The following is a 19351-nucleotide window of genomic DNA, read 5'->3' on the forward strand; positions in this document are numbered from 1 at the left end:
GCCCCGTCCCTGTTCGGAGCCAGCCGTCACTCAAAAGCTTTCTTTCAGCCACTGGCCCATGCGGGCGATGCGGCCGTTGCCGGCGCCGAGCGCCGAGAACATGCCGCCGTGGGAGGCATGCGTCTCGAGGTCGGCGACCTGCGGATAGATCATCAGGCCGACCGCCGTGGAGAAGGCGGGGCCCTTGGCAGCGGCCGGCAGCCCGGAAACCCCGAGCGGACGACCGATGCGAACATTGCGGGCGAGGATGCGGCGGGCCGCTTCCGGCAGGCCGGTCAGCTGGCTGGCGCCACCCGTCAGAACGATGCGCTTGCCGACGATCGGGCTGAAGCCCGAGCGCTGGATGCGATCGCGGATGAGTTCGAGCGTTTCTTCGATGCGGGCGCGCACGATGCGCGACACGAGGGCGCGCGGCACATGCGTCGGCTGATCGCGGTCGTCCTCGCCGATCGGCGGAACCGAAACGATGTCGCGCTCGTCGGCGCTGTTGGGCAGGGCCGAGCCGTGCACGACCTTCAGCCGTTCGGCATCCTCGATGCGGGTCGAAAGACCACGCGCCAGATCCGTCGTCACGTGATGGCCGCCGAGGCTGACAGCGTCGGCGTGAACCAGTTTGCCTTCGGCAAAGACCGAGATCGTCGTCGTGCCACCACCCATGTCGATCGCCGCACAGCCGAGCTCGACTTCGTCGTCCACGAGTGCTGCAAGACCGCTGGCATAGGGGGTGGCAACCATGCCCTCGACCGAAAGGTGAGCGCGGTTGACGCAGAGTTCGAGGTTCTTGAGCGCTGCCCGTTCGGCCGTTAGCACATGCATGTCGACACCGAGAACGTCGCCGAACATGGCCAGCGGATCGCGGATGCCGCGCTCGCCATCGAGCGAGAAGCCCGTCGGCAGCGAGTGCAGGATGGCGCGGTCGGAGCGCAGCGACTGCTGGCCGGCAGCCGACAGAACCTTGCGCAGATCGTTGGCGTCGACTTCCTGGCCGCCGAGATCGATCGTCGCGGTGTAGACGTCGCTCTGCAGCCGGCCGGCCGAAACGTTGACGATCAGGCTGTCGATGGTGAGACCGGCCATGCGCTCGGCCGCGTCGACGGCGAGCCGGACGACGCTTTCCACCGCATCGAGGTCGGCGACGACGCCGTTCTTGACGCCGCGGGACTTCTGGTGGCCGATGCCGATGATTTCGACGCTATGCGTACGGTTGGGCAGGATCTGGCTCTCGGCGCGCGGCGTCAGCCGGCCGATCATGCAGACCACCTTGGTCGAACCGATATCCAGCACCGAGACGACATGAGACCGCTTCGAGGAAAGCGGCTTCAGGCGTGGCAGGCCAAAGCTGGAGGAACCGAACAGACTCATATGCGGCCTTCTTTCTTCTTTTCGGTCTCCTGCGCCTTTAGCATCTTGTCCCTCGCCTTCAAGGCAACTTCGCGCCGGGTCACTGCGTCCGGCGTCAACTGAACTGTTGTTCTGTCCTCAAGCCTCAGATCCACGGCAGCGATGTCGCGCTCGAGGAGCTGGTGCTGGCTTTCCATGTCGGAGAGCACCTTCATCGCCCGGGCGACGTCGTGCTCCGGCAGCTTGACGACGATGCCGTTGTCGAGGCGCAGGTCCCAGCGGCGGCCGGCCACGCGCACGAAGGCCTTCACCCGCGAGCGGATCTCCGGCCAGCGGGAAAACTCGTCGTAGAAATCGGCAGCCGCCGTTTCGGCGTCACGACCGACGAAGAGCGGCAGCGCTGCAAACTTATTGTCGCGCAAGGGCGCGATCACGCTGCCGCTGCGCTCGATCAGCGAAAGGTCGGAGCCATGCTGCCAGATGCCGAAGGCCTTGCGCTCGGTGAGGCTGACCTCGATCGTGCCGGGATAGATCTTGCGAACGGTCACGCCCTGCACCCAGGGCATTTCCGCAATCAGCTTGCGCGCCTCGGCGATATCGAGCGCCACCAGCGACGTCGTGCCGTCGAGGCCGAGCTGCTGGAGAATGTCGATTTCCGAAGTCTGGTCGTTGCCGGAAACCTTGACGTCTTCGATCGCAAAGCCCGCGGCTGTGGTCGAGGCCTGCGCGAAATTCTGCGTGTGGCCGCCGAGCGACATGCCGTAAAAGCCGGTTGCCGCGAAAAAGGCGATTGCCGACAGCGTGCCGGTATGAGCGGGAAAACGAATGCGGCCAGCACCGAGGCTGACGAAGAAGCGCACGACACGACGAAGCGGACGCGGCAGTACGCGCGCGCCGTCCACATCGGCGGCGGCGGCGCCATCGAGGTGACGAACCCTCTTGCCCCTTTTGCCCCTCAACGCAAACACGACGCGTCCTCCACCATCCAACTCAAAAACTCACCGAAGCTGTAGCCGGCATGCGCGGCCATCTCGGGCACCAGGGAGGTCGGAGTCATGCCGGGCTGGGTGTTGATCTCCAGCCAGATCAGCTCGCCCTCAGCGGAGGAACTGTCATCGAAACGAAAGTCGGATCGGCTGACGCCCCGGCAACCGATTGCCTGATGCGCCTTCAGAGCGAGTGTTTGTATTTTTTGGTAAATATTTGGTGAAATCTGTGCCGGAATGACGTGGCGCGAACCACCTTTTACGTATTTGGAATCATAATCGTAGAAGGCGTGGCCCTGCGGGATGATTTCGGTGACGCCAAGCGCCTTGTCGCCCATGACGCCACAGGTCAGTTCACGGCCGGCGACATAACGCTCGACCATGATTCGGTCGCCGTAGCGCCATTCGCTCGACGTCACCACCTGCGGCGGATGCGACTGATCTTCCTTGACGATGACGACGCCGAAGCTCGAGCCTTCGGAAACCGGCTTGACGACGTAAGGCGGCTTCATCGGATGCTTCGGACCGAAGGCATGGCGATCCATGACCTGCGCATCGGCGACCGGAATGCCGGAAGCAGCCGCTACGTGCTTCGCCTGCGCCTTGTCCATCGCGAGCGCCGAGGCAAGCACGCCGGAATGGGTGTAGGGGATCTCGAGATATTCGAGGATGCCCTGGATCGTGCCGTCCTCGCCGAACGGACCGTGAAGGGCATTGAAGGCAACGTCGGGGCGCAGTGCGGCCAGCGTCTCTGCGACCTTGCGGTCGACGTCGATGCGGGTGACGCGATAGCCGGCAGCCTCTAGGGCATCCGCACAGGCAGCCCCGGACGACAGGCTAACCGGTCGCTCCGAAGAAAATCCGCCCATCAGGACAGCCACATGCTTGCCGTTCATTCAAACCCCCAGACAATACGCCACTATCGCAAGGTTTCCTTGCGTCTGGCTGGCTCCCGCCCTCGCGAGTCAGCTGTGCCATTGGGGTCACTAGAACGTCATTAAGGTTAACGAACCGTTTACTTTCGTTAACCCTAGTCAGGAAATGAAACGCCACCTGCAGGCGCAAGCGCATGTGGAACAAGGCATTTTAGCGAGAGATCAAAGGGTTGCGGAGCAATCTTGAATCTAATGCATAAACAGAAGAAAAAATGAAAAAACCCGCCGCATCGAAAGCGGCGGGTCCATGCGTGACGGTATCCTGACCTTGATCAGTCGTCGTCGCCGACGATCTTCCAGACGATGCCGGCGATCGCCGCACCGACGATCGGCGCCACCCAGAACAGCCACAGTTGCGACAGCGCCCAGTCACCGACAAAGAGCGCCTGCCCTGTCGAGCGGGCCGGATTGACCGAGGTGTTCGTCACCGGGATCGAGACGAGATGGATCAGGGTCAGCGCCAGCCCGATGGCGATGGGCGCGAAGCCCGCCGGCACCCGGCCATGGGTGGAGCCGAGAATGATGAACAGGAAGAAGAAGGTCAGCACCACTTCGGCCACCAGCGCCGCCGTCAGCGAATAGCCGCCCGGTGAATGCTCGCCATAGCCGTTGGCAGCAAAACCGCCGAGCTGGAAATCGCCCTTGCCGCTGGCGATCACATAGAGGACGGCGGCAGCCGCAATCGCGCCCAGCACCTGGGCGATGACATAGCCGACAAGGTTCGACGCTGGGAACTTGCCCGCCACCGTCAGGCCGACGGAAACGGCCGGGTTGAAATGACCGCCGGAAATACCGCCGACCGCATAGGCCATGGTCAGGACGGTGAGACCGAAAGCGAGGGAGACGCCAAGATAACCAATACCAACGCCGGGAAGAGCAGCAGCCAGCACCGCGCTGCCGCAACCGCCAAAAACGAGCCAAAATGTACCGAGAAATTCTGCTGAAAGCTTTTTGAACATGCATTCGCTCCTGAAAAACGAAGCCGATCGCTTCAACTGCCCAGAGTTTGCCACAATTTGATTCCCGTCAATCCGGGTTGTCGAGCCGCGCTACGCACCCGCAAAGCGTGAGCCTTAGCCGGCAGCAGGCCGGTTGGGGCGCAACCGGAAAGCCGGTTCCGTGCGGCCGGCCCTGGGCCGCACCGCGACAGAAGATTGCTGCGCATGGCGGCGATATCGTTCGCACTTCTTACGGTATCAGGGTTTCGCGATGCCGAAACTTGCGTTAAGAGGCCCTCACCCGCCTCCCAAGACGGTATGAAATCCACATCAGGAATTATGATAATGACAGACGCGACAACCTCCCTGTCGCCGAAGAACAATGCGTCAAAGCACGCGGCAGTGAACTCCCCTGCCCGGGTGCTGTTCGCAAGCCTCGTCGGCACGACCATCGAATTCTTCGACTTCTACGTTTACGCCACCGCCGCTGTTCTGGTGTTCCCGCACCTGTTCTTCCCGGGCTCAGACCCGACCTCGGCAATGCTGCAATCCTTCGCGACCTTCTCGATCGCCTTCTTCGCCCGCCCCTTCGGCGCCGTGATCTTCGGCCATTTCGGCGACAAGGTCGGCCGCAAGGCGACCCTGGTAGCCGCCCTCATGACCATGGGCATCTCCACGGTCGTCATCGGGCTTCTGCCGACTTATGCGTCGATCGGCGTCGCAGCCCCGCTCTTGCTCGCCCTTTGCCGTTTCGGACAGGGCCTCGGGCTTGGCGGCGAATGGGGCGGCGCAGTGCTCCTCGCCACCGAGAACGCGCCTGAGGGCAAGCGCAGCTGGTACGCCATGTTCCCGCAGCTCGGCGCGCCGATCGGCTTCATTCTTTCGGCCGGCACCTTCCTCATCCTCGGCGAAGTCATGAGCAACGAGGCCTTCCTCGCCTGGGGCTGGCGCGTGCCGTTCATCGCCAGCATCCTGCTGGTTGCCGTCGGCCTTTATGTCCGCCTGAAGATCACCGAAACGCCGGAGTTCCAGAAGGCCGTCGACAAGCACGAGCGCGTGCAGGTGCCGATCATGGAGATCTTCCGCTTCCACAAGCGCAGCCTGGTGCTCGGCACTTTCGTGGCGCTTGCGACCTTCGTGCTGTTCTACCTGATGACCGTCTTCTCGCTCTCCTGGGGCACGGCGAAGCTCGGCTATTCGCGTGAGCAGTTCCTGGTCGTGCAGATGACTGGCGTCGTCTTCTTCGGCCTGATGATCCCGGTTGCCGGTATCCTGTCGGACCGCTACGGCCGTCGCCTGATCCTGATCGTCACCACCATCGGCATCGGCGCCTTCGGCCTGTTCATGGCGCCGCTTCTGGCGGGCGGCATCGGCGGCGCCTTCCTGTTCTCGATCATCGGCCTCGGCCTCATGGGCCTCACCTACGGCCCGATCGGCGCAGCGCTGGCGTCCCCCTTCCCGACCTCGGTGCGCTACACCGGCGCGTCCATGACCTTCAACCTCGCCGGCATCTTCGGCGCGTCGCTGGCGCCCTATATCGCCACTTGGCTCGCCACCAACTACAGCTTGGACTACGTCGGCTACTACCTGCTCGCCGCCGCCGCCATCACGCTGCTTTGCCTGGTGCTGTCGACGGAAGACGAAGTTTCGGCCTGATAACGGCCGGTCGCGCCTGGCGCGGCAGACGACAACGAAGAAAGGCCGCAGCGGCGACGCTGCGGCCTTTCTTGCTTAATGCGCTCTGTTCACCAGGCTTCTGAGGGCTGATGAAGATGCCAGCATGTGGCGGCCGGCACGCTAGAGGGCGCCGCTGCCTCTGTTCACGGCTCCACAAGGTCCGGGTCGTCGGCGCAATCGCCGGTCATGGCGCAGCTCGAGCCGACTTGACGTGTGGCCTTGGGAAGTCGGGAAATCACTTCACACCGATGCATCGATTCCGCAAAAATGCTGTCGACCTCCGTGCCGTCGATCATGATGACGCCGTTTCGGATGGCTGGCTGAGTGCCGCTCGCGATCGCCATTGCAACAACCCTGATGGTCGCGTTGGCGTAGTGGCATGGCCCCATCGAGAGCGCGATCTGCTGCCATTCGGACGCTCCGTTCACGTCCTCCGGCTGCTCATAGACCTTTGCCAGAATGTTGAGGAGATCACCGTCTTTCATCCGGATCTGTTCGGCGAGCTTCGCAAGCTCGGCTTGGTCGCCCGACTTTACGAGCTCGGCAACTTTGGCCTCGAGACGTTGGGCCTCGGCACCGTCACTGAGCGCAGCGATAGCCGCCTGCAGGCGAACCTCGTCCATGGCCTTGACGGGTGTCAAGAAAACAAGATTGACCAGCAGGGCCTGAACGGCAAGCAAGCTCACATTCGATCGTCTTTTCGGGCAATGCACTCGGGCTTTCTCCTCGGACACATTGGGTGTGGGCACGGCATTCCCTATCCGTGGCGCTGGGCACAGCTTACCGCCGTCCGGATAAACAAAGGGCCGCAGCGCTTCCGCCACGGCCCTTTCGATCGTGTCTCGCAACCCCGCCTTACGCGATGCCGCGGCCGAGGAATTCCTTGATCTCGTAGCCCGGCATGAAGGTGCCGATGCGCTTGATTTCCCATTCGAGCCGGACTCCGGAATGTTCGAGCACGCGCTGGCGCACGGTTTCGCCGAGATATTCGAGCTCGTAGCCGGTCGCCTGGCCGGTGTTGATCATGAAGTTGCAGTGCAGCGGCGACATCTGCGCGCTGCCGATCATCATGCCGCGGCAGCCGGCCTCGTCGATCAGCTTCCAGGCCGAATGGCCCTCGGGGTTCTTGAAGGTCGAGCCGCCGGTCTTCTCGCGGATCGGCTGCACGGTTTCGCGATGCTGGCGCACGGCGTCCATGTCGGTGCGGATCTTGTTCTTGTCCTCGGAATAGCCTTCGAAGACCGCATGGGTGAAGATCAGGTCCTTCGCCGCCGCGGAATGGCGATAGGCGTAGCCCATGTCGGCATTCGACAGCACATGCTGGTTGCCCTGGCGATCGACCGCATGGACCTCGACGACCCGCTCGCGGGTCTCCGCGCCATTGGCGCCGGCGTTCATGCGCAGCGCGCCGCCGAGCGAGCCGGGAATACCGTAATAGAAGTAGAAGCCGCCGATACCGTGATCGAGCGCCATGGCCGCGATGTTCTTGTCCGGGCAGATCGCACCCGCCTTGATGCGGTTTTCGCCGACGAGTTCCAGATCGCCAAAACCCTTGGCCGACAGCCGGATGACGACGCCGGGAATGCCGCCGTCGCGCACCAGCAGGTTCGAGCCGACGCCGACAACCATGACAGGCACTTCAGCCGGCACCAGCTTCAGGAAGGTGATGAGATCGTCCGTGTCGTGCGGCTGGAACATGAGCTCGGCAAGACCGCCGGCGCGGAACCAGGTGACACGATCCATCAGCGCATCCGGCGTGATGCGGCCGCGCACAGCGCTGACGCCACTTCCGAGCGATTCCAGTAGTTTCTGACCGTTGACCTGTTTCATGCTCAATTTCCTGAAATATCCGCGAGTTCCTTAGGCAAGGCAGCCGCCCAGTAGGTGATGCTGCCAGCGCCCAAGAGAACCACAAAATCGCCGGGCTGTGCAATCTTGCTGACAACCGGCGCGATTGCTTCCGGACCGGAAACAAAACGGGCGTCGCGGTGGCCGCCTGCCTTGATGCGATCGACCAGTTCTTCCGCCGTAGCCCCCTGGATCGGCTCTTCACCCGCCGCATAGACCGGCGCGATCAGGATCGTGTCGGCATCGTTGAAGCAGGCGGAGAATTCCTGGAACAGGCTCGAAAGGCGCGAGTAGCGGTGCGGCTGGTGCACGGCGATGATTCGGCCCTGGCAGGCCTCGCGCGCGGCGCGCAGCACCGCCTTGATCTCGACCGGATGGTGGCCGTAGTCGTCATAGACGCGCACGCCGTTCGTCTCGCCGGTCAGCGTGAAGCGGCGCTTGACGCCGCTGAAGGAGGCGAGCCCCCTGGCGATCGCTTCCGGGCTGACGCCGAGGCGCTGCGCAACGGCGATCGCTGCGGTGGCGTTCGACACGTTGTGGCGGCCAGGCATCGGCAGGCGCAGGTCCTTCATCGGGATCACCTGGCCGGTGCGGCGGCGGCGGATCTCGATGTCGAAGACGGAGGTGGCGCCGTCCATGCGGATGTTGTGGAAGCGCACGTCGGCCTGCGGGTTCTCGCCGTAAGTGACGACCTTGCGGTCCTCGATCTTGCCGACCATGGTCTGCACTTCCGGATGGTCGAGGCAGAGCACGCCAAATCCGTAGAAGGGCACGTTCTCGACGAACTGGCGGAAGGCCGCGCGCACGGCGTCGAAGTTGCCGTAGTGGTCGAGATGTTCCGGGTCGATGTTGGTGACGATGGCAACGTCGGCCGGCAGCTTCAGGAAGGTGCCGTCGGATTCGTCGGCCTCAACCACCATCCACTCGCCCTCGCCCATGCGGGCGTTGGTGCCATAGGCATTGATGATGCCGCCGTTGATGACGGTCGGGTCGAGCCCGCCGGCTTCCAGCAGCGCTGCGACCATCGAGGTCGTCGTCGTCTTGCCATGCGTGCCGCCGATCGCGATCGCATTGCGGAAGCGCATGAGTTCGGCCAGCATCTCGGCGCGGCGCACGACGGGCAGGAACTTCTCGCGCGCGGCGATCAGTTCCGGATTGTCCTTCTTGATCGCGGTCGAAACGACGATCACCTCGGCGTCGCCGAGGTTCTCGGCCTTGTGGCCGACGAAGACTTCGATGCCCTTGGCGCGCAGGCGCTGCACATTGGCGCTGTCGGACTGGTCGGAACCCTGAACCTTGTGTCCGAGGTTATGCAGCACCTCGGCGATGCCGCTCATGCCGATGCCGCCGATACCGATGAAATGGACCAGCCCGATGGTTTTCGGCATTTTCATGAGCGTGTTTCCCTGAATTTCTCGACTGTCAAACCGCTGGCAATAGCCTCTACGAGGGATGCAAGCAAGCTTGCAGCGTCCGGCTTGCCGGTTTCGCGGGCATTTGCCGCCATATCGGCGAGCGATTGCGGCTTGCCGATCGCATCGTTGAGGATGCCGGCGAGACGGTCGGCCGTGAGTTCGCCTTGAGCGATCACGCGCGCGCCGCCCTTTGCGGCAAGCGCTGCCGCATTGGCCGCCTGGTCGTGGTCGAGCGCATAGGGATAGGGCACCAGGATCGCCGGCCGCCCGATGACCGCAAGCTCGGAAACCGTCGAGGCGCCGGAGCGGCAGATGACGAGCTGCGCGCCGGCGATGCGCTCGGCCATGTCGGTAAAGAAGGGCGAGACTTCGGCCGGTACGCCGAGCTTCTCATAGGTGGCGATCACGCCGTCCTTGTCTTCCGGCCTGGCCTGCTGCGTGACCTTGAAGCGCTGGCGAACCTCGTCGTCGAGACGGCAGATCGCCTGAGGGACCGCCTTGGAGAAATACTGCGCACCCTGGCTGCCGCCGAAGACGACGAGATGAAACGGCGCGTCGCCGACGGCCGACGCATAGGGTGTCTTGGCCGCGGCAAGCACCGCCGGGCGGACCGGGTTGCCGGTCGTCACGGTTTTCGCGGCAAAGGCGCCGGTGCCCTCCGGCAGGAAGCCGCCGGCAATCGCCTTGACGCGCGAGGCCAGCGCCTTGTTGGCGCGGCCCATGACCGCATTCTGCTCGTGGATGATCGACGGCACGCCCATGCCGGTGGCGGCAAGCAGCGGTGGCACGGTCGGATAACCGCCGAAACCGACAACGGCCTTGGGCTTCAGCCGGGCAATCAGCTTGCGTGCGGCGCGCATGCCCGCCCACAGCGTCCAGAGCGATTTGACGACGGTCACCGGGTTCTTCGAGCCGATCGTTGCCGAGGGCACGACATGCACCTCGTCGGCCGGAAACTTGCCGGCATAACGCTCGGCGCGGCTGTCGGTGACCAGATGCACCGAATAGCCCATGGCCTTCAGTTCATGGGCCAGCGCTTCTGCCGGAAAGAGGTGGCCGCCGGTACCGCCGGCGGCAAGCAGGATGATGCCTTTAGTCATATTTTACTCCGCCGGCACGCCAATGCCGGACCGAAACAGGCTGCGCTCCACGGCGCGCTTCTCCGGGCGGTGACGGGTCAAGGCCAGGATGAAGCCGGCAGTGACGCAGATCGCCACCATGGACGAGCCACCATAGGAGATCAGCGGCAGGGTCATGCCCTTGGCCGGAAGCAGTTCGAGGTTCACGCCGATGTTGATCATCGACTGGATGCCGATCTGGAGCACCAGGCCGGCAACGGCGAACCGGTTGAAGTCGTTGCGTTCGCGGAAGGCATGGTTGAGGCCGCGCATCACCAGGAAGGCGAAGATCATGACGATGACCATGCAGAAGACGATGCCGAATTCCTCGGCCGCAACGGAGAAGACGAAGTCGGTGTGGCTGTCCGGAATGATGCGCTTGACGATGCCTTCACCCGGGCCACGGCCGAACCAGTCGCCGCGGATGATCGCCTCGCGCGCCGTGTCCATCTGGAAGGTGTCGCCTTCCCCGGTCAGGAACTTGTCGATACGGGCCGCCACGTGCGGCAGCATCGTATAGGCGACGAAGAAGCCGCCGAGGGCCGCACCTCCAAGCAGGATGATCCAGAGCCAGGGCATGCCGGCCATGAAGAACATGCCGCCCCAGACGGCGGTCGTCAGGATCGTCTGGCCAAGGTCAGGCTGGGCGACAAGCAGGGCAGCCACGATGCCGAAGAGCAGGATGGCGAAGAGATTGCCGGGGATTTCCGGCTGGCGCGCATGCTCCGAGAACAACCAGGCGCAGACGACGACGAAGGCCGGCTTCATGAACTCCGACGGCTGGATCGAAATCCCGCCGAGCGAGATCCAGCGCATCGAGCCCTTCACCTCTTCGCCGATGAAGAGCACCAGCACCATCATGCCGAGCGAACCGGCCAGAAGCAGGATGGCCGCCCGCCGGACCTGACGCGGCGAGAGAAAGGATATGCCGACCATCACCACCAGCGACGGCAGAAGGAAGAGCGCGTGACGCCGGACGAAGTGGAAGCTGTCGAGGCCGATGCGCTCGGCAACTGCGGGGCTCGCCGCAAAGGACAGCATGAAGCCGACGCCCATCAACAGGATGAAGGTCGCCAGAAAGAACCTGTCGATCGTCCAGAACCAGTCGGCCACGGGGCCACGTTCGGCTCGGCTTACCATCTTGTCAGTCCCCTTCTCCGGCGCCCATCGCGCCCACGTCCGAAATCCCGCACCACCCTCCGCATCGACCGGCACGCCTGCGCGCCGGTCGAGGGATCAAATCAGCATCGTCACGCCTTCGATCGCCCGCACATGGCCGACGAAGGCATCACCGCGTACCTCGAAGTTCTTATACTGGTCGAAGCTTGCGCAAGCCGGTGACAGCATCACCGCCGAACCGCCCGTCTCGTCCCTGTCGGCATCAGCCGCGGCATGCGCCACCGCCTGCTCCAGCGTGCCCGAGATTTCATAGGGTACCGCGTCGCCGAGCGTCGCGGCGAAGGCCGGTGCAGCCTCGCCGATCAGATAGGCCTTGGCGATCTTCGGGAAGAAAGGTAAAAGCGTCGTGATGCCCCCTTCCTTCGGCAAGCCGCCGGCAATCCAGTAGATGCGGTCATAGCTCGAAAGCGCAGGCGCCGCCGCATCCGCGTTGGTCGCCTTGCTGTCGTTGACGAAAACCACCGCGCCCTTGCGGCCGACCGGCTGCATGCGGTGCTTGAGACCGGGGAAGCTCTTCAGGCCCGCGTGGATTTCCGTAGCGCTGACGCCGACCGCAAGGCAGGCAGCGATCGCAGCTGCCGCGTTCTGGGCGTTGTGACCGCCGCGCAGCGTCTGGATGCCGGCGAGATCGACGAACAGGCTGGACGTGCCCCCCTCGGCCTTCAGGATTCGCGAGCCCTCGGCATAAAGGCCGCTTGCCAGCACATGGCGGCGCGAAATGCGCACGGTCTTGGTACCGGCGCGCTCGACGCGATCGGCGATCAGCGCCGAAAAACTGTCGTCGACGCCGACGATCGCCGTGCCGCTGCCGGCAACCAGCCGTTCCTTGATGTCGGCGTAATGCTGCATCGTGCCGTGGCGATCGAGGTGATCCGGTGTGAGATTGAGCAGAATGCCTGCGGTCGGGTTCAGCGTCGGCGCCAGGTCGATTTGGTAGGACGAGCACTCGACCACGTAGAAGCGTCCGGCCTTCGGCGGGTCAAGCGTCAGCACCGCCGTGCCGATATTGCCGCCGAGCTGGGTGTCGCGGCCGCTTTCTTTCAGGATGTGGGCGATCAGCGCCGTCGTCGTCGATTTGCCGTTGGTGCCGGTAATCGCAATGAACGCGCAATCGGGCGCATGCGCCCGGCGCTCGCGCACGAAAAGCTCGACGTCGCCGATGATCTCGACGCCCGCCGCATGGGCGAGATCCACCGTCCAGTGGGGCTTCGGATGCGTCAGCGGCACGCCGGGCGAAAGCACGAAGGCGGCAAAGGCCGCCCAGTCGACCGTGCGCAGGTCCGCCGTCGGTACGCCTGCGGCAGAAGCCTTGGCGACGCTGTCCGGGTTGTCGTCCCAGGCGGTGACCGCGGCGCCACCGGCGACGAGCGCCTCAGCCGTGGCCAGCCCCGAACCGCCGAGACCGAAGAGAGCGACTTTCCTGCCCTTGAAGGAGGTGACCGGGATCATCGTCCGCTCACCGCAGCTTGAGGGTGGAGAGGCCGACCATCGCCAGGATGACGGCGATGATCCAGAAGCGGATCACGACCTGGCTTTCGGTCCAGCCCTTCTTTTCGAAGTGGTGGTGGATCGGCGCCATCAGGAAGACGCGGCGGCCGGTGCGCTTGAACCAGAAGACCTGGATGATGACCGACAGGGTCTCCATGACGAAAAGGCCGCCGATGATGATCATGACGATCTCGTGCTTGACGGCGACGGCAACGGTGCCGATCAGGCCGCCGAGCGCCAGCGAACCGGTGTCGCCCATGAAGATGGCGGCCGGCGGCGCATTGAACCAGAGGAAGCCGAGGCCGGCGCCGATGACGGCGCCGAGAATGACGGCAAGCTCGCCGGTGCCAGGCACGAAATGGATCTGCAGGTAGTTGGCGAAGACGGCGTTACCGGCAAGGTACGCAATCAGGCCGAAGGCGGCAGCGGCGATCATCACAGGCACGATCGCCAGACCGTCGAGACCATCGGTCAGGTTCACGGCATTGCCGGCGCCGACGATGACGAAACCACCGAACAGCACGAAGAAATAGCCGAGATTGACAATCAGGTCCTTGAAGAAGGGGAAAGTGACGGAGGAGCCGAAGGTGGAGCCGGACGGGCCGCTCGAAAGCGAGGCCTGCATCATGAAGAACACGGCGATCGCCGCGATCACGAACTCGATGCCGAGGCGCGCCTTGCCGGAAAAGCCCTTGTCCGACTGCTTCGTAACCTTGAGGTAATCATCGTAGAAGCCAATGGCGCCGAAGCCGAGCGTAACGAGCAGCGTCGAGACCACGTAGACGCTCGACAGATCGGCCCACAGCAGCGACGAAACGACGATGCCGGCCAGGATCATCAGGCCGCCCATGGTCGGCGTGCCGGCCTTCTTGAAATGCGTCTGCGGCCCGTCGGCGCGGATCGGCTGGCCCTTGCCCTGCCGGATGCGCAGCGAGGCAATCATCGCGGGCCCGAAGAGGAAGACGATCATGGCCGACGTGAACAGCGCCGCGCCGGTGCGGAACGTGATGTAGCGAAAAAGATTGAAAAACTGAAAGTGGTCCGCCAGTTCCACGAGCCAAATGAGCATAAGGGACCTTTCCCCAAAGGTTTCCTGCACAATGATGCAGCAGTTTAAAGTGTTACAGCGAAGCTTTCCCGCCCCGGGAATAGCGCGGCGCCGTAGTATTTCGAAACACGTCCAACAGAATCATCTGAAAAACGATACGCGCTTGCATGAGAAAGTGTTAGGGCGCGCGACCTAACCTCAAACTGTATCCACCACGCCATCATGGGCGGTGCCGCCGGCTCTTTTATTGCCCGCTATCCCTCGGCTTCAGATCCCTCGGCCGCATATTCCTCGGCTTGCGCCGCCGGATAGGTGTCGATCAACGCCTGCACGATCTTGGCGCAGCCGGTCCCCTTGGACGACTTGACCATGACGACGTCGCCCGGCGCGACAGCGGCCAGCGCGTAGGCTTTGAGGTCCTCGACGCTCTCGCGGTAAACAACCGAAACTTCGGGCGGCAGCGCGTCGCGCAGGTGCGCCATCAGTGGCCCGGCGAGCCAGACATCGGTGATGCCGGCTTCGATGAGCGGACGGGCAAGGGCCGCATGTACCTCGGCCGCGTGTTCGCCCATTTCGAGCATGTCGCCGAGCACGGCAACGCGACGGCCGCCGACCGGCGGCTCGCTGTCGCGCAGCAGCGAAATCGCCGCCCGCATCGAGCTCGGATTGGCGTTGTAGCTCTCGTCGATCAGCTTGAGCGTACCGCTGCCGATGACAAGCGTATGGCGCCGGCCCCTGCCCGTTTCGGCCTGCATGGTTGCGAGCGCCGAAGCCGCATAGTCGAGATCGCCGCCGGCAAGCTTGACCGCTGCCAGAACCGCAACCGCGTTTTCGGCGATGTGACGCCCGGGTGCGCCGATCGCGACTTCGAGCGTGCGACCACCGATGCCGGCCCAGAGGATCGAGCCTTCCGCACCGCCGCTGAATTCGACGAGCCGGAATTCGGCCTTCGGGTTGGCGCCGAAGGAATGGATATGGCTGACGCCGGCTGCAGCCGCAGCGTCTTCGAGCAGCTTGTACTGCGGGCTGTCGTGAATGATCAGCGCGTGGCCGCCATTGACGACGCCTTCGAAGATTTCGGCCTTGGCCTCCGCGATCTGGTCCAGGCTCTCGAAATTGCCGAGATGGGCGGCGGCGATGCTGGTGACGATGGCCACGTGCGGGCGCACCATGGCGGTCAGCGGCCGGATCTCGCCCGGATGGTTCATGCCGATTTCGAAGACGCCGAAATCGGTGGCCTCGGGCATGCGCGCAAGCGTCAGCGGCACGCCCCAGTGATTGTTGAAGGAGGCGACCGACGCATGCACGCGGCCCTGCGGCTGCAGCACGTGGCGCAGCATCTCCTTGGTGGTCGTCTTGCCGACCGAACCGGTGACGGCGATGATCTTGGCGGCACTGCGGTCGCGCGCAGCGCAGCCGAGCCGGATCATCGCCTCAAGCACGTCGTCGACGACGATCATCGGCGCATTCAGCCGTCCAAGCGCCGGCAGCTTGCCTTCGCTGACGACCAGAACCGCGGCGCCATTGGCGAGCGCGATGCCCGCATAGTCGTGGCCGTCCACGCGATCGCCCTTGATCGCGAAGAAAGCTTCGCCCTTGCCGATCGAGCGGCTGTCGATGGAGATCCCCGAGATGCCTTCAGGCAGATTGCCGACCGGCCGGCCATTCATGGCGGCCAGGAGATCGCTGCTTGTCCAGAGCCAGTTCAAATCACAAGCCTCCCAATGCCTTGCGGACCTCCGCATGATCCGAGAAGGGCAGCGTGACGGAGCCGATCGTCTGCCCCTCCTCGTGCCCCTTGCCGGCGACGATCAGCGTGTCGCCGGTCTTCAGCATGCCGACCGCCGTGCGGATCGCCGTGGCGCGGTCGCCGATTTCGATCGCGCCCTTGGCCGCAGCCATGATTTCGGCGCGGATCACGTCGGGCACTTCCGAGCGCGGATTGTCGTCGGTCACGATCGTCACGTCGGCAAGCCGCGTGGCGATCTCGCCCATGATCGGGCGCTTGCCCTTGTCTCGGTCGCCGCCGCAGCCGAAGACCACGACGACGCGACCGGTGGTGAACGGGCGCACCGAGGCGAGCACGTTTTCCAGCGCATCCGGCTTGTGGGCGTAGTCGACATAGGCGAGCGCGCCGTCCCTGGTCTGGCCGACCAGTTCGAGGCGACCGGAGGCACCCTGCAGCTTTTCAAGCGCGGAGAAGGCCGCCTTGGCGCTGATGCCGGTGGACATGGCAAGGCCTGCCGCAACGAGCGCATTGGCGACCTGGAAGTCGCCGGCGAGCGGAATGTGGATTTCGAAGATGTCGTCGCCGACATGCACTTCGGCCGACTGCTTGTGGCGGAAATGTTCGACGCGCTTCAGCGAGATGTAATCGCCCTTGCGGCCAACGGTGCGCACGTCGAGCTTCGCCTTGCGGGCAGCCGCGATCGCCTGGTCCGACCATTGGTCGTCGGCAAAGATCACCGCCGGCGCGCCCTTCGGCAACAGCGCCTCGAACAGCCGCATCTTGGAGGCCATGTAGTGCTCGACCGTCGGGTGGTAGTCCATGTGGTCGCGGCCGAGATTGGTGAAGGCGGCAGCCGAAAGGCGCACGCCGTCGAGCCGGCTCTGGTCGAGACCGTGGCTGGAGGCCTCCATCGCCGCATGGGTGACGCCGGCATCGGCAAGTTCGGCGAGCAGCTTGTGCAGCGACACCGGATCGGGCGTCGTCAGCGAACCGTAGTCGTTACGCCCCGGCGCGACGACGCCGGTCGTGCCGATCATCGCGGCTGCAAGACCGGAATGGGCCCAGATCTGGCGGGTAAACGAGGCGACCGAGGTCTTGCCGGCGGTCCCGGTGACGGCGACCATGGTATCGGGCTGGCGGCCATAGAAGGCAGCGGCAGCGCGGGCGAGAAAGGCGCGGGGTTCGGAAAGCTTGATCACGGGCGCCGCCGATGCGTCGACGTCAGAGCCAGCTTCGGTGACGACGGCGACCGCGCCGCGCTTCAGGGCGTCGGCGACATAGGTGCTGCCATTGGCCTTGCTGCCGGAAACGGCGACGAAGAGATCCCCTGGCTGAACCTGCCGGCTATCGGCCGTCAGTCCGGCAACGTCGATATCGGCGGCAGCGCCGCTCAATTGCGCCGAAAGTTCCGGGAAGTTCGATCCCGCCAGGTCTTTGATCTTCATGAACGCACGTCTCGCATCGATTTCGATCCGCAAGAATCGCGAATCGTCCGCTTTCTCATTTCATGTCTAATAAGACACAAGCAAGGCAGAACCGTCTTCTCCAAACTTTGGTTCGACACCGAGCAGCGGCGCAGAGCGGCTGATGATGTCACGAACCATGGGAGCCGCGTTCGAGCCTGCGGTGCGCCCGCCACCCTCGCCGGTCTTCGGCGCGTCGATGAAGGTCAGCACGATGTATTTCGGGTTGTCGATCGGGAAGGCCGCGAGGAAGGCGTTGAAGTTCTGATCGCTGGCATAGCGGCCGTTGACCACCTTGTCGGCCGTGCCGGTCTTGCCGCCGACGTTGAAGCCCGGAACCAGCGCGCGCTTGCCCGAGCCGGCGATGCCGTTCCAGCGCAGCAAGAAACGCATGTCGTCGCTGGTGCTCTTCTTGACCACCGGCGTGGAGACCGCGTCGGCCTGCTCTTCGGTGCGCGGCAGGAAGGTCGGCTCGATCAGCTTGCCGCCGTTGACGAGCGCAGCCCCCGCGACCGCCGTCTGCAGCGGCGTCGTCGAGACGCCGTGGCCGAAGGAGATGGTGACCGAGTTGATCTTCTTCCATTCGCGCGGCTGGCTGGGCGTCTTCACTTCCGGCAGCTCGGTCGGCAGCTTGGAAAGCAGGCCGAGGCGGGTCAGGAATTCCTTGTGTCCGGGAATGCCGACGAGGTCGGCGATCTTCGCCGTGCCGATGTTGGACGAGTACTGGAAGATTTCCGGAACGGTCAGAACGCGGCGCTTGCCGTGGAAGTCCTTGATGGTGAAGCCGCCGATGCGGATCGGCGCCGAGGCGTCGAAACTGTCGTTCAGCGTCACCTTGCCGGAATCAAGCCCCATGGCGATGGTGAAGGTCTTGAAGGTGGAGCCCATCTCGAACGTGCCGTTCGACATGCGGTTCATCCAGCCCTCTTCCGCCCCTTCGGCCGGCTTGTTCGGGTCGTAGTCGGGAACCGACGCCATGGCCAGCACTTCGCCGGTATGCACGTCGAGCACGACCGCGCCGGCAGCGAGCGCCTGATAGTTCTTCATGCCGGCATCGATGACGTCGCGCACGATGTTCTGGACGCGCACGTCGATCGAGAGCTTCACCGGCTCGAGCTTGGCGTCGCTGGTCATGCCGATCGCGGCAAGGTCGGCCAGCCCCTGGCTGTCGATGTAGCGCTCCATGCCGGCAACGCCGCGGTTGTCGATATTGACGTGGCCGAGGATATGCGCGGCGGTGTGGCCGCCGGGATAGAAGCGGCGCTTTTCCGGACGGAAGCCGACGCCGGGAATGCCGAGCGCCAGGATCTCCGACTGCTGCTTCGGGGTCAGCTGGCGACGCAGCCATTGAAAGCGCGATTTCGACTTCAGCTTGTTGTAGATTTCGCGGCTATTGATGTCGGGCAGCACCGTCGCCAGCCGCTCGACCGCCTCGTCGGCATCGACGATCTTGTGCGGCTCGGCATAGAGCGAGACGGTGCGGATGTCGGTCGCGAGGATCTCGCCGTTGCGGTCGAGAATGTCGGGGCGCGAAGCCATCAGGTTGTCGGCGCGGCCGATGCTCGAAACCGTCTCCGGCTGCGCCATGCCGTATTGCACCAGGCGTCCGCCGATGACGCAATAGACGATGCCGAAGCTGGCGATCACGATGGCGACGCGGTTCTTCGCCTGGTTCGTGGTCTTCTTGCGCGTCCCCTGGAAGGTGACGTTGACGCCGCTTTCGGCCGGCCGGTTGTTGCCGCCAGCCGAGAAATGCGCCTTGCTCTTCAAAACCATGATGCGGGAGAGAAACGACATCAGCGCGCCACCGAACCAGTTGCGATATCATCGGTCTTGTTGATGATCGAGGCGATGCCGTCCTTGGCCGACTTGTCCTCAGGCACCGGCAGATCGGCCTTCAGCATCGGCAGCTCCTGCGGCTGTGCAAGCTGCGTCGACGGCGTGGGCGCCAGCTGCAGGTCGGCACCGAAGGCGCCGACGAGGCGCTCGAGCCGGTTCGGCTGGGTCAGAAGCGCCCAGTCGGCGCGAAGCAGGTCGATCGTGTCCTCTTCGAGCTTGATCGCCACGTCGAGCTTGCGGACTTCCTCAAGCTTGTTCTCGGCGCGATGCTTGATCGTATAGGTCACTGTGGCCGCGGCCGTCATGACGACGATCAGAACGATATCGAACGTTCGAAGCATGTCTTG

At 64.1% G+C, this 19351-nt stretch carries 16 protein-coding genes; 1 reads left to right on the top strand and 15 read right to left on the bottom strand.

The features are described from left to right. Positions 1–30: 30 nt before the first annotated feature. The 4 genes from ftsA to aqpZ all read right to left on the bottom strand — a co-directional run bounded on the left by ftsA (position 31) and on the right by aqpZ (position 4221). Positions 31–1362, bottom strand: coding sequence for a cell division protein FtsA (gene ftsA / locus ACIQUG_RS07255; protein ID WP_034792498.1), 1332 nt, complete (start codon positions 1360–1362; stop codon positions 31–33). After that, a complete protein-coding gene (ftsQ, locus tag ACIQUG_RS07260) occupies positions 1359–2309 on the bottom strand; it encodes a cell division protein FtsQ (protein ID WP_043615914.1) in 951 nt (316 codons plus the stop codon). The genes ftsA and ftsQ overlap by 4 nt, the downstream gene beginning before the upstream one ends. Then, positions 2297–3223 (bottom strand): D-alanine--D-alanine ligase, encoded by a 927-nt coding sequence (locus tag ACIQUG_RS07265; protein ID WP_043615911.1) that lies wholly within the window; start codon positions 3221–3223, stop codon positions 2297–2299. The genes ftsQ and ACIQUG_RS07265 overlap by 13 nt, the downstream gene beginning before the upstream one ends. 311 nt (positions 3224–3534) lie before the next feature. Beyond that, positions 3535–4221, bottom strand: coding sequence for an aquaporin Z (gene aqpZ / locus ACIQUG_RS07270; protein ID WP_192446739.1), 687 nt, complete (start codon positions 4219–4221; stop codon positions 3535–3537). 324 nt (positions 4222–4545) lie between these two features. On the opposite strand from aqpZ, the gene ACIQUG_RS07275 reads away from it, so the two are divergent. Then, complete coding sequence (locus ACIQUG_RS07275) at positions 4546–5856, top strand: MFS transporter (RefSeq protein ID WP_402319101.1); 1311 nt, start codon at positions 4546–4548, stop codon at positions 5854–5856. A 164-nt stretch (positions 5857–6020) separates the two neighbouring features. Here ACIQUG_RS07275 and ACIQUG_RS07280 read toward each other — a convergent pair whose 3' ends face one another. The 11 genes from ACIQUG_RS07280 to ACIQUG_RS07330 form a co-directional block, all read right to left on the bottom strand. Then, positions 6021–6701, bottom strand: a complete 681-nt coding sequence (locus tag ACIQUG_RS07280; RefSeq protein ID WP_402319103.1) for a hypothetical protein — start codon at positions 6699–6701, stop codon at positions 6021–6023. A 31-nt stretch (positions 6702–6732) separates the two neighbouring features. Beyond that, positions 6733–7707 carry a UDP-N-acetylmuramate dehydrogenase gene (gene murB, locus ACIQUG_RS07285; protein ID WP_402319106.1) on the bottom strand — a complete coding sequence of 325 codons (975 nt, stop codon included), beginning with the start codon at positions 7705–7707 and terminating at the stop codon, positions 6733–6735. Positions 7708–7709: 2 nt separating this feature from the next. Further along, the gene (gene murC, locus ACIQUG_RS07290; RefSeq protein WP_192446742.1) at positions 7710–9119 is read right to left on the bottom strand and encodes a UDP-N-acetylmuramate--L-alanine ligase; all 1410 of its coding nucleotides are present in this window, start codon (positions 9117–9119) and stop codon (positions 7710–7712) included. Next, on the bottom strand, positions 9116–10240 hold the full coding sequence (murG, locus tag ACIQUG_RS07295) for an undecaprenyldiphospho-muramoylpentapeptide beta-N-acetylglucosaminyltransferase (RefSeq protein WP_402319109.1): 1125 nt from the start codon (positions 10238–10240) through the stop codon (positions 9116–9118). The genes murC and murG overlap by 4 nt, the downstream gene beginning before the upstream one ends. Before the next feature lie 3 nt (positions 10241–10243). Then, complete coding sequence (gene ftsW / locus ACIQUG_RS07300; RefSeq protein ID WP_043615892.1) at positions 10244–11398, bottom strand: putative lipid II flippase FtsW; 1155 nt, start codon at positions 11396–11398, stop codon at positions 10244–10246. 96 nt (positions 11399–11494) lie between these two features. Next, on the bottom strand, positions 11495–12886 hold the full coding sequence (gene murD, locus ACIQUG_RS07305) for a UDP-N-acetylmuramoyl-L-alanine--D-glutamate ligase (RefSeq protein ID WP_402319112.1): 1392 nt from the start codon (positions 12884–12886) through the stop codon (positions 11495–11497). A 7-nt stretch (positions 12887–12893) separates the two neighbouring features. After that, on the bottom strand, positions 12894–13994 hold the full coding sequence (gene mraY / locus ACIQUG_RS07310) for a phospho-N-acetylmuramoyl-pentapeptide-transferase (RefSeq protein ID WP_043615886.1): 1101 nt from the start codon (positions 13992–13994) through the stop codon (positions 12894–12896). 233 nt (positions 13995–14227) lie between these two features. After that, positions 14228–15682 (bottom strand): UDP-N-acetylmuramoylalanyl-D-glutamyl-2,6-diaminopimelate--D-alanyl-D-alanine ligase, encoded by a 1455-nt coding sequence (locus tag ACIQUG_RS07315; RefSeq protein WP_402319116.1) that lies wholly within the window; start codon positions 15680–15682, stop codon positions 14228–14230. Position 15683: 1 nt separating this feature from the next. Next, the gene (locus ACIQUG_RS07320; protein WP_402319119.1) at positions 15684–17147 is read right to left on the bottom strand and encodes a UDP-N-acetylmuramoyl-L-alanyl-D-glutamate--2,6-diaminopimelate ligase; all 1464 of its coding nucleotides are present in this window, start codon (positions 17145–17147) and stop codon (positions 15684–15686) included. 66 nt (positions 17148–17213) lie between these two features. Next, positions 17214–18962: a peptidoglycan D,D-transpeptidase FtsI family protein gene (locus tag ACIQUG_RS07325; protein ID WP_402319122.1), complete on the bottom strand. Its 1749-nt coding sequence runs from the start codon at positions 18960–18962 to the stop codon at positions 17214–17216. After that, positions 18962–19345, bottom strand: coding sequence for a hypothetical protein (locus tag ACIQUG_RS07330; protein WP_402319125.1), 384 nt, complete (start codon positions 19343–19345; stop codon positions 18962–18964). The genes ACIQUG_RS07325 and ACIQUG_RS07330 overlap by 1 nt, the downstream gene beginning before the upstream one ends. Between the last annotated feature and the right edge of the window lie 6 nt (positions 19346–19351).

It is taken from the genome of Ensifer sp. NPDC090286 (assembly GCF_044769565.1).
Classification (GTDB): Bacteria; Pseudomonadota; Alphaproteobacteria; order Rhizobiales; family Rhizobiaceae; genus Ensifer.

What these genes read in the sequence shown, in the direction of transcription:
- mraY (WP_043615886.1), bottom strand. Translation starts at nt 13,994, where the DNA reads ATGCTCATTTGGCTCGTGGAACTGGCGGACCACTTTCAGTTTTTCAAT.
- aqpZ (WP_192446739.1), bottom strand. Translation starts at nt 4,221, where the DNA reads ATGTTCAAAAAGCTTTCAGCAGAATTTCTCGGTACATTTTGGCTCGTT.
- ACIQUG_RS07330 (WP_402319125.1), bottom strand. Translation starts at nt 19,345, where the DNA reads ATGCTTCGAACGTTCGATATCGTTCTGATCGTCGTCATGACGGCCGCG.
- ACIQUG_RS07265 (WP_043615911.1), bottom strand. Translation starts at nt 3,223, where the DNA reads ATGAACGGCAAGCATGTGGCTGTCCTGATGGGCGGATTTTCTTCGGAG.
- murD (WP_402319112.1), bottom strand. Translation starts at nt 12,886, where the DNA reads ATGATCCCGGTCACCTCCTTCAAGGGCAGGAAAGTCGCTCTCTTCGGT.
- murC (WP_192446742.1), bottom strand. Translation starts at nt 9,119, where the DNA reads ATGAAAATGCCGAAAACCATCGGGCTGGTCCATTTCATCGGTATCGGC.
- ACIQUG_RS07325 (WP_402319122.1), bottom strand. Translation starts at nt 18,962, where the DNA reads ATGTCGTTTCTCTCCCGCATCATGGTTTTGAAGAGCAAGGCGCATTTC.
- ftsA (WP_034792498.1), bottom strand. Translation starts at nt 1,362, where the DNA reads ATGAGTCTGTTCGGTTCCTCCAGCTTTGGCCTGCCACGCCTGAAGCCG.
- ACIQUG_RS07320 (WP_402319119.1), bottom strand. Translation starts at nt 17,147, where the DNA reads ATGAAGATCAAAGACCTGGCGGGATCGAACTTCCCGGAACTTTCGGCG.
- murB (WP_402319106.1), bottom strand. Translation starts at nt 7,707, where the DNA reads ATGAAACAGGTCAACGGTCAGAAACTACTGGAATCGCTCGGAAGTGGC.
- ftsW (WP_043615892.1), bottom strand. Translation starts at nt 11,398, where the DNA reads ATGGTAAGCCGAGCCGAACGTGGCCCCGTGGCCGACTGGTTCTGGACG.
- ACIQUG_RS07275 (WP_402319101.1), top strand. Translation starts at nt 4,546, where the DNA reads ATGACAGACGCGACAACCTCCCTGTCGCCGAAGAACAATGCGTCAAAG.
- murG (WP_402319109.1), bottom strand. Translation starts at nt 10,240, where the DNA reads ATGACTAAAGGCATCATCCTGCTTGCCGCCGGCGGTACCGGCGGCCAC.